Raw genomic sequence first — 15,675 nt, forward strand, 5'->3', positions numbered from 1 at the left:
CTAAGTATTTCGTAAACATAATAGTAGTTATATTTACAGATACTTTCAGCTTAAACCTGGGGGTTACTCACAGGTCAATACATACCTTCATTATTTTACAGGTGCATAAATCTCTAAAAATATACGCTCAAGTTCATCTTCATATGTGGTAAGTAATATATTTATATACACTAGCCCCAAAAGTTCATGTCCTTGTTCTATTGCTGCTTTTCTTAAACTGGATTCCACATTATGATCAATACTTTTCCCACCAGTTGCCCATCTTCCATCTTCAATAACTGTATAAATACATTTTGGATGCGATAGAATTTCTCCTTCTAATCCTTTATCAAATTCCTCTACTTTCCTTACAATAATAAATTTATCTTCTATAATACCTTCTTCATTGAAACGTATAGCTCTTCGTAAAGATGTTAAAGTAACTGCTTTTTTTAAACTATCCGTATTCTTTTTCAAAGATTCATATTCATCATACGCAGTAAAATGCTCTATTTCTCCGTTTACTTCTAATGGCTTCATTTCTTTTACTACGTATTCTCCTAAGAATTGCTTTATTTTTTCGCAATCTTCTTTTACAATTTGAAGCTTTTTTAAAAGAAGTTTTTTATATGCTATCTCCTCTAAAACTTCTTGTTCTTTCTCTTCCAACAATGATTTTATTCCCTCTATACTCTTACTTGTTCTTAATTCCTGAATTTTTTTTATTTCGATATCCATTTCCCTATAGAAATTGACCGTTGTTATATCATATATATCAAAATGATTATATTTTCTATACCCATTTCCAATATTTTGCTTCGGCTTGACCAAATCTTTTTCCTCATAAAACTTCAAAGTATCTCTAGATACATCTAAAAATTTAGCAACTTGTCCAATTGTGTACATCACGTTCTCCTTTATCATTGCTACTTAAACTTTTACATTCATATTGCATATTCTGTAAATTATCGAATTTCCCTTCCAATTAATACTCCCCATCTCCTTTTTTCATAAAAAAGAGACACAGAGATTTCTCCCCATGCCCAATTGTAGCTTTAATAAACAAAAGATAAGAGCTTATTTTTAAAAACGGTCAATCAAAACGCTATATTTTTTTGCGATAATTCAAATAATTATCTCGAAAAAAGTTTAATTGCTTTATATATCTTAGACAACAGAAGCATTTCACTTAACAAGATGTTGTTTCTTGCTTTTATTTTTCTACTACTCTTAACAATTAACTACTGAATATTTTTATTGCACTCAAATTGATTTTGAATTCCTGACCTATCAATTTGAATCCAATACTCTGCTATTTTTCCGTCTTCTATTCTATACACAGCACTTGCCATTTGAATGATTGGGAGTCCTGTAGGTTGATATCCATCGATTTCTCCTAAGTGTATACCTACTTGTTTCCAACGTACATATACTTTACTTCCTTGTACTAAAAACTCTTGTATTTCTAAAGAAAAATCACCATATACTTCAATCATCTCTCTTACATGTTCAGCATAATCTTCAGGTGTTCTGCAAACTGTTTGTTCTTCTTCAGATACAATTTGATGTGCCAATACTTTTTCTGCCATCAACTGATTTGAATAGTCAGGATTCTTCCCTGAACGTACTTCTTCAAAAAAATTTCTAACAATTTGTTCTGGCGTCATTTGAAAACCCCCTTATTAATAAATCCAATACTAATCATATCACAGTTTATTTTAATCTAACTATTAAAGTAAACTGATCCGTCTGTATAAAAAAACAAGACCTCTTCATTATTAAGATATCTCGGTTCATATTTTTCAGAAACATCGTAACTTTATTTTAAATTCACACTAATAATCCTCTACTTCTTCACCGCATGCACGTAATGCACCGTCTCAAAAGCTTTTAAATAATCGTTTCGTCCTTCAAAATATAATGTATGAATATCCTCTGGTGATAAGTGCTCATAAATGAGTAAGCCTGCACTCTCTAACAGTGCTTCCATTTCTTTATAAGAAAAACATGATTTCATCGGTTCCCCGCCTACTGCAGCCATTTTCACCATATTTTCAACTCGATTGGACAATCCTTTTTCAGTAAATAAGTTTTCATCCGGATAATCGAATACGATAGAGCTCCCCTCTGGAACCATCTCGAATAAGTATTCTATTAAACTAGAAAGCTCCTCTTTCGTTAAATAGTACGTAACACCTAATAGGCTAAAGAAAGTCTTTTTGTTTTCAAATCCTTCATGTACTAATGCTTGCTTCGAGAAATTTTTAGTAAAATCCATCGAAACAAAATGAAGATTGCTTGGCATTTCATACTCTGCTTCTTTCACTCTTTGTATTTTAAACGCTTGCGTAGAAGGATGATCCACTTCAAATATTTCTATTTTATTTTCTAACTCTCGGTGTCTAAAACTAAATGTGTCTAAGCCTGCACCGAGTATGACGTATTGTTTTGCTCCTAATGTAATCTCATGTAGTAATACTCTTTCACAATATGCCGCGCGTGCCAAAGGTGTTGGTGATAATTGAACTTGTGTAATCCATTTTAATATTTCTTGTGGATTGTCTTGAAACTTCTCTGCAATGTCTGTATTAAAAAAATGTATTCCTTGAACCATGTTCATTTCAATATCGTTATGTTCCTTTTGTGGAATGAAATCTTTAGCTACATAATCATCAAAGATTTTAGGACGATCAAATTCACTATGATACGCCCTTCCGAAAGCTGATACTAGCGACGTTACACTTGCTTCACCTTTTTTCACGCACATACACTCCTTCATTTTCACAACAAAAATAGGGTTCCCCTGGCCAGGAGAACCCTATTATACACTTTATTTTTATATTGGTAAATTATAGCATAAATAAGTTTTTTTGTCAAGTTTTTCAGCCTGCTATCACTCCAACAATTTGTATATTCTTTAGCAGGAAAATTATCGATCCACACAGAATGTTCCAAATTATAACAATACATATGGAGGCCAATATGAAACGATTCGTCATTATTACAGTAGGAAAAACACACAGCGGAAAAACTACATTTGCTCAAGAACTAGAAAAAGAGTTACCCCACTCTTTCGTTATGGATCAAGATAACCAAGCAGAATTTATTAACTCGCATTATGAAAAATTACAGCCGGCTGAAGGCGCCAATATCTTTAAACACGGTCTTTCAAAATTCATTGTTGATTATGCAAAAGAACATACAAATTTACACCTTATTATTTGCAACTCAAATAGAAGCCGAAATGGCCGGATGTATTTACTAAATGAATTGTTTCCAAAAGAAGACTATGTACGCATACTCGTTCATTTTGATATTCCAGATGATGTACTTTACGAAAGAGTAGCTCGAAGCACGCGAAGTACGAATATTTTTAGAGGTAGTTATTCTAGTTTCAAAGAAGTACTCGATCGACAACAGTCTGAATCACTACAAGAAGATGTAGTAGATCCTATAGAGAACGAGGCTGATTATTTGTTTGTTATTCGCAATAGCAAGGATGTAAACTTTACTATAGAAGAAATTGTGCATCTTGTTAAAGATTTGTCCCCTACTCCAAAATAGGAGACTATGAGAATTACATAATGATAGATTATTATGCAAATACTTCCTCTAGCCATCGTACATGGTATATAATGATGTAATAATCTATTATTATATGCTCAATTTTACACAATAGAGTGCATTCATAGGAAAGAGGTACAAAAATATGAAAACAAAACAAACAATTGCTGCGTCTACACTAGCTTTAGCAATGATTGCTGGCGCAAACTCTGCTCATGCGGAAGTAACTGATGCTACTCCTCAGCAAAGTACGGGAGATCGATTAGCTGAAATTAAGCAACATAGACAAGAGTTAGATGCGAAATTGCAGCAGCACAAAGAAAACGTGGATCAAACATTGAATGAACTTAACCAAGTTAAGGAAAATGTTGATACGAAGGTTAATGAACTACATGAGCGTAAACAAATTGCTGATGAAAAAATCAATGAGATTAAACAACGTAAAGAAGAGTTAGATGCAAAACTTCAGCAAGACAAGCAAATCGCCGAAGATAAGATCGCTGAAATTAAAGAGCATAAAAAACAAGTAGAAGACAAAGTTGCTGAAGTGAAAGAACATAAGCAAAATATCGATAACAGAGTGAATGAGATTAAAGAACATAAACAAACTGTCGATGAAAAAGTGAATGAAATGAAGCAACATAAAGAAAACATCGATCAAAAGGTTACTGAACTTAAGGAAGTTAAAAAACAAGTAGATGAAAAATTAGCTGAGTTAAAGAAAGCGAAACAAACTGCTGAGGACAAACTTGCTGAGCTAAAAGAAAATAAGCCGAATACTGGTAACACGTTAGAGGAACTTAAGAAAATTAAAGGCAATTTAGATAGTCTTTCCGCTAACTTAGAACTAGCTAAACAAGATGTAAAAAACAAACTTGCTGAATTACAAAAAGCTAGAGAAGAATTACTAAATAAAATTAACGAGATAAAACAAGCGAAACAAACTGTTTCAGATGATTTAACAAAGAAAAAACAAGACTTAGATATTAAAATCAACGACTTTAAACATACTGAGAAAAAAATTGAAGACAAATTAGCTGAGGTACATACAACGAAGCAAAATGTAGATAACAAAATTAATGAAGTATCTCAATCAAAACAAACTGAAACAAAGACTGGTACTACAAACACAAACAATAATGCTAAAGAACTTCCTAACGCTGGTAGTGAGCAATCAAATAATATGGCTTTAGGTATGTTATCTGTATTAGGCGGCGTTTTATTACTTACGCGTAATAAAATTAAAGCGTTATTCTCAAAATAAAGTGAAACTTTAATCAGTGGGGTTTTCTTCATCCCCCACTGATTATTAGTTGAACCAATCGGACTTTTATGGGCAGTTGATCCCCACCTAACTTCTTTGCTTTCGCTGCATTTTGAGGTGGGGGTCTTACTGCCCATTAAAGCGGGATAAATAAGTTGTCATAAAAAAGAAAGCAATACACTTATATATTGCTTTCTTTTTTATTTTTTCATACATCCAATTGTATTGCTGATTTGTTAAAGGTCATTTCTTCATACACCTTTAAATTTTGATATACCGCACTCAATAATGGTGCTTCTATAGAAAATTGCTTTGCTATATCTAGTAAGTACCCCTGTAAGTGCTCACCTTCAATTGCAGAACCTTTTTCCATATCCCGCTGCATCGATGACTTCATATCATACGAAATTTTATCAATCGTTTTCATATGTTCCTGGGCAATACCTTCCTTAACTGGTGCCCCTATATATTTCATAATTTGCACACATTCTTCAAATAAGTTTTGGATAAAATTGCGACCACCTTCGCTTTCACGAATCGGTCCTATCGGTGCACGCATTAATGTTGTCACACCTGACATTGCAGTAATAAATAAATATTTATGCCACATATCTTGTGTAATATTTTCACTTAAAACAAAACTAGATTTCGTACCTGCAAATGCTTTAGCAATATGCTTTATTCTCTCTGAATCTTGAAACTTCATTTCTCCAAACAGAAGTCTGTTGGCAACACTCGTTTGTACAATTTCTCCTTGATTGTTTAACGTCGTCTCGATAAAGCATAAACCGCCAATCACTTTTTCCACGCCAAATTCTTGTTGTAATAGTGATACATGGGCAATACCATTTAACAATGGAATAATCACAGTATTTTCACCTACAAACGGCTTCAAATCTTGAATTGCCTCGTTTAAGTGATACGCTTTTGTTGAAAATAAAATAACATCAAACGGAGCAGTTCGATCTTCCTTCGTTATTAATTTCGGTTGGAAGGAAAAATCCCCGTTAACACTACGAATAACAAGTCCCGTTTCCTCTAATTGCTGTTTTCTTTTACTACGGACAAGAAACGTAACATCTTCTCCTTTTTCGACTAATCGCCCTCCAAAAAAGCCTCCAACGCCACCCGCTCCTAATACTAAAATACGCATACAACATCCCCCTTTTCAAAATACAGTTTTATAACATTTCGTATACATAACATTATACATGTCCCCTACTAAATAAGCTGAATTTTCATTCTTAATCAACTATAAAACAGTGGTTATTTTCAAATGAATTTGGGCATGTTGTTTTTATAGCATATATGAAAGGAAACAAAGTAAATGGAGGCAATACAAACAATCGAGGAAAAAGATGTAACAACAGCTATATTTCAATTTATATTCCCGTTTTCTTTTAAAACTGGATATGAACAAAATATGTTCCCTTTCTTACAGAAAAATGATTTTCGCCCTTTTCGACTTGATCATCTTGAAAATGAAAATACATACTACGGAAAGTTTCAAGTTTCACATCAAAATATGGAAGCCTACTATCTTTCATTTACAAATAAAATACTCTTTCCTCATTCAGAGCATCAAAAAGGATTGCAGCGTTATTCTAAAGACCTTAACTTAACTGGACATTTAACAACAAATTTGATTTCCGTTCCATTCAAGATTCATTCTATTGACGTAACACTTTGTCCCTATGAGCTTGGCTTCTTAACAATTCGGACAGAAGTAGAAACCGCTCCAAACATGACATTATCAGAAGCAATTGAATTTGCCGCCCGCTTCCGTGTACTTGAAACTAAAAATGATACAACTGAAACTATCTGTATTGAATGTAATGGCAAACAATATTCACAAGTAGAGAAGCTCATATTCGGCAATTTATTTCATGGCTTAACAGACTTCTTTGAGAAAAAGAGATTGCGGAGCTCTTACTTTCAAACATTCCCATTCTTTGAAGATCAACGAATGTATGTACAAACTTTATTATCCATAAATAAAGAGTCGGACCTTCATGTAGTTGATGTATATCGAGCTTCCAGTCTTTCCGGATTAACAGACGATGGTAAGCCGTATATTAGCGCAAATAATATTCCTTATATTCAAGATTATTTAATAAAACATTCATATCAAAGATGGGCTCCAAATCGCTACTTTATTATGGAAGAACATATTTTCACATGTATAACAAACGAGGGTGAACACGCATTCGCTAAACTTGCTAGTCAAATGTACGGGGAGTTTTATTACGCCTTGTTATTGAATCTATTTCATAAAGTTGTTTTATTAAAAATGGCAAACGCTTATGCTGAACTAAATATTGAACAAGATACAAATGAAATAGAGAAATTAATTTATTCAATCAATTCGTTTACAGCGAATTACTTTTCTTTAGAGCTAGTATCCCAATCACAGAGTGAAGATATTTTCTTCCGCTTAAGAAATCTATTTAACATTGAGGTACTATACTCGAATGCAAAACAAAATCTTGATAGTTTGTTTAAATATCAAGAAAACGTCGCTTCTAAAAAAGATAGCCTTTTACTATTAATTTTAACGCTCTACTCTGTAGTAGGCCAAATGTTAGGGTTTACTATGATTGATCTTTTAAGAAACACCGATTCAAACAAAATATCGTCACCACTGGAATTTTTCGCACTTTTAATAGCAATTAGCGGCATCGTTATTTCACTTATTTTAGGTGCGCAAAGTTTATACCAATGGAGTCTACAACATAAACGAAGAAAAGCATGGGTAAAACAAACTGTACTTTCTGCTGTAAAAGAGAAAGATGATAAGAAGTAAAGAAGGTTATTTTCAAATTACAAATACGTAATACGCGCTTCAGTAAATGAAATTTTTATCAGCGATTTTTCAAATATATCGGCGCAACTCAAAATTTATCAGCGATTTTTCAAATATATCGACTTACCGACAAAAACTAACAAAAAACACATCAAAAAAAGTACTCCAAATTTTAGTTTGGAGTACTTTTTTTACACTAATTCAGCTTACTTCCCTGCTTCGATTTTCTCTAATGCAGCAGCTACTTGCTCTTCCGTTAATTCATGTTGTACTACGTAGCGGTTACGTGGGCTTACGCGACATTCATGAGAACATGCACGTAAATATTTCGCTTCGTTTTCTTCAGAACATAAAATCTTCTTATTACATTCTGGATTTGAACAGTTTACATAGCGCTCACAAGGTTCACCTGAGAAGTGGTCTTTACCAACGATAACATGTTCTTTTTGGTTTACTGGTACAGCGATGCGCTCATCGAATACGTAACATTGTCCATCCCAAAGCTCGCCTTGTACTTCTGGGTCTTTACCGTACGTTACAATACCGCCGTGAAGCTGACTTACATCTTCGTAACCTTCACGAACTAACCAACCAGAGAACTTCTCACAACGAATTCCGCCAGTACAGTATGTTAAAATCTTTTTACCTTCAAGCGTTTCTTTGTTTTCTCTAATCCAATCTGGTAATTCACGGAATGATTCAATATCAGGTTTAATCGCACCTTTAAAGTGTCCTAAATCAAACTCATAATCATTTCGTGCATCAATAATAACTGTATCTTCTTGTTTCATTGCCTCATAAAAATCTTTTGGCTCTAAATACTTCCCAGTTATTTCGTGTGGGTTAATGTCATCTTCTAGACGAAGTGTAACTAACTCAGGACGAGGACGTACGTGCATTTTCTTGAATGCATGCCCTTCTTCTTCATCTATTTTAAATACGATACCGTCAAAACGTGGATCGTTGTTCATTGCTTCCATGTATTTCTCAGTTTGCTCTACAGTACCAGAACAAGTTCCGTTAATTCCTTCTTTTGCTACAAGAATTCTACCTTTTAATTCAAGTGAATTACAAAATGCTAAATGCTCTGCCGCGAATTCTTCTGGGTTTTCAATTGTTGTGTACATGTAATATAGTAATACTCTATATGGTTTTGTAGTTGCCAATGTGTTTCTACCACCTATCTAATTTTTAAAATCATGTATAAGTTAACGTTCATATCAAAACATATATAATAAGAAAATGAATCCATTTTCTTCTCTTTATACTATTTTCTATCAGTTAACAAAAATAAAAAACAAGATTACACACCAAAACCCTGTGGTTATGTTGTAATCCCAATATATTATATATCATACAAATGCAATTCCATCAATTAATATGCTGTATTATCGGCTTTTTGTTCACATAAATTTCAAAAATAGCCCTTTAATTCATTATGTTTCCCCACGTCATCAAACCATAAACTCCCAATTTTTTATTACACGACACCATCCATTGTAGCAAGGCATATAATTTGCACTAAGGAAACATTTGTGTTCCAATAAAAATATCATCTAGTACATTTAAATGTATTGAAATAAACAATAAGAATACTTACAATAATTTCATCAAGTTAACATTTCAAAGGGGAAAACTACTATGAATAAAGATATATCAAAAGATGAACAAGTCCCTTCTCAAAGTACAACTGTTCAATCAGCACACTTAGCTTTAAGTGGCGAAACGAAAGGCTGGAAAAGACTGTTACCGTTTTTAGGGCCCGCTTTTATCGCATCTGTAGCTTATATTGATCCTGGTAACTTTGCTACAAATATCGCAGCTGGTTCACAATATGGATACTTACTATTATGGGTTATATTCGCTTCTAACTTAATGGCAGTATTAATTCAAACTTTATCAGCTAAATTAGGAATTGCTACGGGAAATAATTTACCTGAAATAGCTCGCGAGCACTTTCCAAAACCAGTGTCTATCGGCTTATGGATACAAGGTGAACTCGTTATTATGGCTACAGATTTAGCTGAATTTATCGGGGCAGCACTCGGATTGTATTTATTATTTGGAATTCCTATGTTACCAGCTGCTTTAATTACAGCAGTCGGATCATTTATTATTCTTGAGTTTCAACGCAGAGGATTTCGCCCACTAGAAGCTATTATTACAGGGATGATTTTTATTGTAGTAATAGCATTTGGGATTCAAGTTTTTTATGCAAAACCAGAATTAAGTCCCCTTCTTGCAGGACTATTTATTCCGAAATTCCAAGGTGTAGACAGTATACTACTTGCAGCAGGGATATTAGGCGCGACAGTTATGCCACATGCAATCTATTTACATTCTGCATTGACACAACGCCGCGTGGTTGGAACAACTGATGAACAAAAGAAAAAGATTTTCCGTTTCGAGTTTATTGATATCATTATCGCAATGGTTATCGCTGGAGCAATTAATGCGAGTATGTTAATTGTTGCTGCTGCACTATTCTTTAAAAATGGCTTGCATGTTGAAGATCTTGATATTGCTTTTAACCAGTTTAGCACGTTAGTCGGTCCAGTATCGGCTGCTTTATTTGGAATTGGGCTCTTATCAGCAGGACTATCTAGCTCTTCTGTCGGTACAATGTCAGGTGATATTATTATGCAAGGTTTCATTCGAATGCATATTCCGTTATATTTACGCCGCTTTATTACAATGATTCCACCATTAGTTATTATCGCTTTAGGTGTAAATCCAACTTACGCTCTAGTCATGAGCCAAGTCGTCTTATCATTCGGTATTGCTTTTGCACTAGTACCACTTATTATGTTTACAAGCAATAAAAAAATTATGGGTGCGCTCGTTAATCACCGCATAACAACCTTTATCGCTTGGATCATCGCTGCACTTGTTATCATTTTAAATATTTTCTTACTGTATCAAACGTTTATAGGGTAATAGAAAAAGGTATTCCAATAAAACTGGAATACCTTTTTTTATTGCCACTTATATATGTACCTCTTTCTGGCATTATCGCACCTTTCTCAGTTCGAAAGTAAAGTGGTAATCCTTCCGAAAAAAACATGCTCACCTTGGATGGATCCTGCCTTTGATGATGAATATGTAAATGCGGCTCACTTGAACTTCCGGAGTTACCGACTTGGGCAAGAACCTCTCCTTCATTTACATGTTGCCCTTCCCTCACTTTAATTGATCCTTTTTTTAAATGGGCAAGAATCAAAAATGTCCCTGATTCATCTAGTCGTATATAAATATGATTCCCCGCCATTGACTGAAAATCATCCTCTCCTGGAACTACATCTTTTTCATCATTATTGATAGATACAACTGTTCCAGAAGCTGGTGCCATTACTTTCACTCCATATATTCCATAATCCCCTAAATTACTACTTCTCACTTCAGCAGGCGGAATAAGAATATCATATGCCCATCGTTCATTTGGTTTTATAACATGATAGTTTGTTTCTAATCGATCACCGCCCCAGCCCACTAATGCTCGTTCATCCAAAGGAAATCGAACGACTGCTTTAGGACTCATAGATTGTACATCTGCTGGGTAAGCAAGTCCCCCTATATTAGCAAACCATCCTAAAGGCCAAGCTCCAATTATAGAGAAAAGAACGATGAAGAGTAGTGTTCTATCTATTCGCTTTCTGAAAATGCCTTTCCACAAAAGTAGGAATACTGATCCTATCAAAATAAAGATTGATACTAAGCTAAAGGCTTGTAACCCCCACCAAACAATGACTGATATAACACCATGGGCTAAATAAACTACACTCCAACTTATAATTAAAAACGCAACTAACATTACTAATACATATTTCATCCACATGTTGTATCCCCACCCTCATATCTTTGTTCTACATGATACGAAGTGAGAATTACGATATATAAAAGAAATACTTACGACTTTCTTACAATTCTTGATAATGCGGTAAAACGATGGTGAAAACAGTTTCTTTCTCGTTACTGCACACAGTGATATCCCCTTTATGAAGCTCTGCTATACTTCTCGCAATTGCAAGTCCCATTCCTTTTCCACCCGTATGAGAGCTACGTGATTTTTCACCACGATAAAACTTCTCAAAAACGTAAGGAAGGTTCTCATTCGGAATACATTGTCCAAAATTTTTAATTTCTATTTCAACATTCATGTCTCTTTTAGAAATTTGAATCAAAATCTGTTTTCCGTCTTTCCCGTATATAATACTATTACTAATTACATTTTCGAACAGCCTCACCATAAGCGCTACATCCATTTCCACATGTAACTCCTTATCACCATTAATACAAAAGCTCATATCGGCATCATCTAATTGTGGCACAAAATCAATCATGATTTGTTCAATGAACGCTTTCATATTTACTACACTTTTATGTAATTCAATCTCTCTATAATTTATTTGACAATATTCTAATAAATCATCTACTTGATTTTTTAATTCATAACTTTTTCGCTTTAATATACTTACATACTGTTCACATTCTTCTCTATTTGAATGCAGCTGATTTCCTAACAGGTCCGCGTAACCGATTAGAGATGTTACAGGTGTTCGTAAGTCATGGGAAATATTACTAATCATTTCACTTTTCATTTCCTGCGATTTTTTTTCATTTTCGATAGACTCTTTTAAACTTTTAGCCATTCTATTAACATTCGCTGCTAATTCACCAATCTCGTCATTTTTTGAAATAGGTATATGTATTTCCAAATTACCACTACTTATTTGCTTCACACTCTTGTTAATTTCAGATAATCTTTTCGTCATTGTTTTTGTCATGAATGCAAAGTATATTGTAGTAAAAGTTAAAAAAGCTATTAAATATAAAAATGAATATTTTTTCTCTAATTCGGTAACTTGACCATATATATTTCCAATTAATATTTGAAACGTTATTATACTTACAGTTGCTAATAAGATGCTACATATGAATGCGATAAAAAACTTAGCTCTAATGCCTTGTAATGATTTAATCTTCAATTTTATATCCGACTCCCCAAACATTTTGAATAAACTTCGGCTCTTTTGGATTCTCTTCAATTTTATTTCTTAATCTTGCAATATGAACCATTACTGTATTATTGCTTTCATAGGCCCTTTCTTTCCAAACGCTTTCATATATTTCTTCAATAGTAAATACACGATTTTTTGCAGCGGCCATTAAGTATAAAATATCATATTCGGTTCTCGTAAGATTGATTGTTTCTCCATATAACATTACTGTTCTAGACACTTCATCTATTTCTAAACCTCTAATGTTTATTTTCTTTTCTATTTCTTGGACAGCATTTTGATTAAAATATGTATACCTTCTTAATTGAGCTTTCACTCTCGCTATAAATTCAATTGTACTAAAGGGCTTCACAATATAATCATCTGCTCCAGTACTAAATCCTATTACCTTATCTACATCCGATGATTTTGCGCTTAAAAACATAATTGGTAAACTATGTTTCTCTCTAATCCTTCTACACAATTCTATTCCATCCATTTGTGGCATCATAATATCCAAAATAGCAAGTTGAATTCTGTTATTATTTATTATTTTTAAAGCCTCTTCTCCATTTTGAGCACTAAAAACTTTAAAACCTTCTTGCATTAAATTCACGTTCACAAATCGAACAATATCTTGATCATCATCTACAATTAAAATTGAATTTTTCTCCATATACAAACCTCTTTTTGAAATATATTCCACAATCAATTTTATCACAAATGAAAACCATACTTCCCTCTTGAATAATCTTTATTTTCAGATTACATTATATAATAACAACACATTCTAGTTTCAGAAGAAATGGAGTGAAAGCATGTTTCCTATACTAAAAACCGACCGACTCATTTTACGAGAACTTACCGAAGAAGATGCACCGGGTATACTACAATGCTTTTCTAATACTGACGTACTGCGCTATTATGGCCAAAAACCATTACAAGACGTTGATCAAGTGAAACAAGTCATTCATAACTTTAAGCTCAGTTACAATGCAAGAAGTGGTATAAAATGGGGAATCGAATTAAAAGACAAGAAAGAACTCATTGGAACAATCGGATTTCACGATTGGTCTTCTGAGCATAAACGAGCCAATATAAGCTATGCTTTTCTCCCTGAACACTGGGGAAATGGATATGCGACTGAAGCGGTTTCTGACGTTATATCATACGGTTTCCACACACTTCATTTAAAACGGATCGGGGCGATTGTCTTTCTTGAAAATGAAGCTTCCAATAAAGTACTATTAAAATTAGGCTTTGAAAAAGAAGGCGTTTTAAAAAATTATATGTATCAAGATGATATCCCATTTGATACGAATTTTTATTCTTTATTAAAATCGGTTTAATAGAATGTATGCGTAAAAAACCTTACTTAAAAAAAAGTAAGGTTTTTTGTATTTATTCATTTGCGATATAAGCATTCTTATACGTATAAACACCACCAAATTGATGCTTCTCAATTCCTTTTACATAATCCTTTTGTACGTAAGCTGATCCCATTTGATAAAGTGGTGCGATTGCAGCATCCTCTAATAAAGTACGCTCGGCCTCTTGCAATGCTTCCCATCTTTTCTTTTGATCTAGTACTAGATCGCTTTTCGCTTTCTTTATTAATTCATCGTAGTGTCGATTAGAATAATTCATTTTGTTATTCTGATTATCCGTCGTAAAGAGTTCTAAATAACTAATTGGGTCTTTATAATCTGGTCCCCAATTTGCCATAGATATATCGTAATCTCCTGTTTGTTCTAACTGTAATTTTTGCTTAAATGGCTGTTGTTTAATTTGTATCGTTAATCCTTGCAAATGCTTTTCTAAATCACCTTTTATATATTCTGCCATACGTTTTGCATTATCTTGTTCAAATGTTAAAAACTCGAGATTTACTTGTTCTACTCCAAGCTCTTTTTTCGCTTCTTCCCAAATCTTTTTTGCATTTTGCAAATCATATGGAGAAAGATCTCCATTTTCTTTTCTAAAATCTTTACCAGTCTCTTCATTTACATGACCAACTGGTACAAGTCCACTTGCAGGTTTTGCTCCGTTATTAATAAAATGAGCAACGAAATCTTCTTTATTTAACGCGAATGAAATAGCCTGACGCACTTTCTTATTTGCTAACGCACTATTTTTTTCATTAAAACGTAGCATAGCAATTGCAGGTTCGCTCGACATATGTAACTCCTTATTCCCTTTATACTTGTCTACAAATTGAGAATTAATAGGTACCCGGTCCAAATTACCAGCTTCGTACAAATTAACAGCGGTCATTGTATCCTTTACAATTTGAAAGTTTATTTCGTCTAATTTCACTTTCTTTTCATCCCAATATGTAGCATTCTTCTTTAATTGAAACTCTTGTTCATGCTTCCATTTCTCTAATACAAACGGCCCGTTATATATGAGATTACTAGATTCCAATGCATAATTCTTTCCTTGTTCTTTCAAAAATAATTCATGCTGTGGTAAGTAAATAGGTAATGCCAACAGCTGTAAAAAGTAAGGAATTGGCTGTTCTAGTTCTACTTCTAACTTATAATCATTTATAACTTTAACCCCAAGTGCATCAAGGGGCATTGTTCCCTTATTTATCTCTTTCGCATTTTTCACGTAAAAGAGCATGTACGCATATTGAGACGCTGTTTCACGGTTAATTGCACGTTTCCATGCAAACATAAAATCATTTGCTGTCACACTGTCCCCATTTGACCATTTTGCATCTTTACGCAAATCAAATGTATATTTTTTACCATCTTCACTTCTTTTAAACGATTTTGCTACTGCTGGAATCGGCTGATCTTGATCATCTAATACATACAACCCTTCAAATATGTTCTGCATAACGTGCGCTGACGTACCATCCATCGTTTTCGCAGTATCAAGAGAAGGAATTTCTTCTGATACTGTTACATTTAATACTTGTTTTTTTGCCTCTGTATCACTTTTATTCGCTTTATTATTACAAGCTGCTAATAATAAAGTTGTAACAAGTGCCATTACCATTAAATGGCTCTTTTTTCGCTTCATGAGTTGTTCTCCTTAAGTATAAAATATTATAAAGCGTT

Annotated in this window: 14 protein-coding genes; 5 read left to right on the forward strand and 9 right to left on the reverse strand. The window is 33.5% G+C overall.

All coding sequences use genetic code 11. The features are described from left to right. Nucleotides 1-90: 90 nt before the first annotated feature. The 3 genes from BAQ44_RS12000 to BAQ44_RS12010 form a co-directional block, all read right to left on the reverse strand. The gene (locus tag BAQ44_RS12000; RefSeq protein WP_071721787.1) at nucleotides 91-885 is read right to left on the reverse strand and encodes a MerR family transcriptional regulator; all 795 of its coding nucleotides are present in this window, start codon (nucleotides 883-885) and stop codon (nucleotides 91-93) included. 335 nt (nucleotides 886-1,220) lie between these two features. Then, nucleotides 1,221-1,646: an ester cyclase gene (locus BAQ44_RS12005; protein WP_071721788.1), complete on the reverse strand. Its 426-nt coding sequence runs from the start codon at nucleotides 1,644-1,646 to the stop codon at nucleotides 1,221-1,223. Nucleotides 1,647-1,825: 179 nt separating this feature from the next. Then, a complete protein-coding gene (locus BAQ44_RS12010) occupies nucleotides 1,826-2,740 on the reverse strand; it encodes a class I SAM-dependent methyltransferase (RefSeq protein WP_071721789.1) in 915 nt (304 codons plus the stop codon). Nucleotides 2,741-2,949: 209 nt separating this feature from the next. Between BAQ44_RS12010 and BAQ44_RS12015 the strand changes: the two genes are divergently transcribed. Together BAQ44_RS12015 and BAQ44_RS12020 are read left to right on the forward strand one after the other, a co-directional pair. After that, nucleotides 2,950-3,543 carry an ATP-binding protein gene (locus tag BAQ44_RS12015; RefSeq protein WP_116758365.1) on the forward strand — a complete coding sequence of 198 codons (594 nt, stop codon included), beginning with the start codon at nucleotides 2,950-2,952 and terminating at the stop codon, nucleotides 3,541-3,543. Nucleotides 3,544-3,688: 145 nt separating this feature from the next. Beyond that, on the forward strand, nucleotides 3,689-4,807 hold the full coding sequence (locus tag BAQ44_RS12020; RefSeq protein ID WP_071721791.1) for an LPXTG cell wall anchor domain-containing protein: 1,119 nt from the start codon (nucleotides 3,689-3,691) through the stop codon (nucleotides 4,805-4,807). A gap of 208 nt (nucleotides 4,808-5,015) precedes the next feature. On the opposite strand, the gene panE is transcribed toward BAQ44_RS12020, so the two are convergent. After that, nucleotides 5,016-5,960 carry a 2-dehydropantoate 2-reductase gene (gene panE, locus BAQ44_RS12025; RefSeq protein ID WP_071721792.1) on the reverse strand — a complete coding sequence of 315 codons (945 nt, stop codon included), beginning with the start codon at nucleotides 5,958-5,960 and terminating at the stop codon, nucleotides 5,016-5,018. Between the two features lie 174 nt (nucleotides 5,961-6,134). Here panE and BAQ44_RS12030 point away from each other — a divergent pair, with 174 nt between their 5' ends. Next, nucleotides 6,135-7,610, forward strand: a complete 1,476-nt coding sequence (locus BAQ44_RS12030; protein WP_071721793.1) for a hypothetical protein — start codon at nucleotides 6,135-6,137, stop codon at nucleotides 7,608-7,610. Between the two features lie 206 nt (nucleotides 7,611-7,816). Here the strand turns inward: BAQ44_RS12030 and trhO are convergent, their stop codons facing one another. After that, the gene (gene trhO, locus BAQ44_RS12035) at nucleotides 7,817-8,776 is read right to left on the reverse strand and encodes an oxygen-dependent tRNA uridine(34) hydroxylase TrhO (protein WP_061676675.1); all 960 of its coding nucleotides are present in this window, start codon (nucleotides 8,774-8,776) and stop codon (nucleotides 7,817-7,819) included. Between the two features lie 475 nt (nucleotides 8,777-9,251). On the opposite strand from trhO, the gene BAQ44_RS12040 reads away from it, so the two are divergent. Beyond that, complete coding sequence (locus BAQ44_RS12040; protein ID WP_071721794.1) at nucleotides 9,252-10,547, forward strand: Nramp family divalent metal transporter; 1,296 nt, start codon at nucleotides 9,252-9,254, stop codon at nucleotides 10,545-10,547. On the opposite strand, the gene BAQ44_RS12045 is transcribed toward BAQ44_RS12040, so the two are convergent. The 3 genes from BAQ44_RS12045 to BAQ44_RS12055 all read right to left on the reverse strand — a co-directional run bounded on the left by BAQ44_RS12045 (nucleotide 10,537) and on the right by BAQ44_RS12055 (nucleotide 13,283). Then, on the reverse strand, nucleotides 10,537-11,445 hold the full coding sequence (locus tag BAQ44_RS12045; protein ID WP_071721795.1) for a M23 family metallopeptidase: 909 nt from the start codon (nucleotides 11,443-11,445) through the stop codon (nucleotides 10,537-10,539). The genes BAQ44_RS12040 and BAQ44_RS12045 overlap by 11 nt on opposite strands. Nucleotides 11,446-11,527: 82 nt before the next feature. Continuing rightward, nucleotides 11,528-12,595, reverse strand: a complete 1,068-nt coding sequence (locus tag BAQ44_RS12050) for a sensor histidine kinase (RefSeq protein WP_071721796.1) — start codon at nucleotides 12,593-12,595, stop codon at nucleotides 11,528-11,530. Further along, nucleotides 12,585-13,283 carry a response regulator transcription factor gene (locus tag BAQ44_RS12055; RefSeq protein ID WP_071721797.1) on the reverse strand — a complete coding sequence of 233 codons (699 nt, stop codon included), beginning with the start codon at nucleotides 13,281-13,283 and terminating at the stop codon, nucleotides 12,585-12,587. Before BAQ44_RS12055 ends, BAQ44_RS12050 begins: the two co-directional genes overlap by 11 nt. A gap of 142 nt (nucleotides 13,284-13,425) precedes the next feature. Here BAQ44_RS12055 and BAQ44_RS12060 point away from each other — a divergent pair, with 142 nt between their 5' ends. Beyond that, nucleotides 13,426-13,956 carry a GNAT family N-acetyltransferase gene (locus BAQ44_RS12060; RefSeq protein WP_071721798.1) on the forward strand — a complete coding sequence of 177 codons (531 nt, stop codon included), beginning with the start codon at nucleotides 13,426-13,428 and terminating at the stop codon, nucleotides 13,954-13,956. Nucleotides 13,957-14,008: 52 nt separating this feature from the next. Here BAQ44_RS12060 and BAQ44_RS12065 read toward each other — a convergent pair whose 3' ends face one another. Further along, entirely contained in the window at nucleotides 14,009-15,637 is a 1,629-nt protein-coding gene (locus BAQ44_RS12065; RefSeq protein WP_071721799.1) for a peptide ABC transporter substrate-binding protein, read from the reverse strand. Between the last annotated feature and the right edge of the window lie 38 nt (nucleotides 15,638-15,675).

The sequence above is a fragment of the Bacillus mobilis genome, from assembly GCF_001884045.1.
GTDB lineage: Bacteria > Bacillota > Bacilli > Bacillales > Bacillaceae_G > Bacillus_A > Bacillus_A mobilis.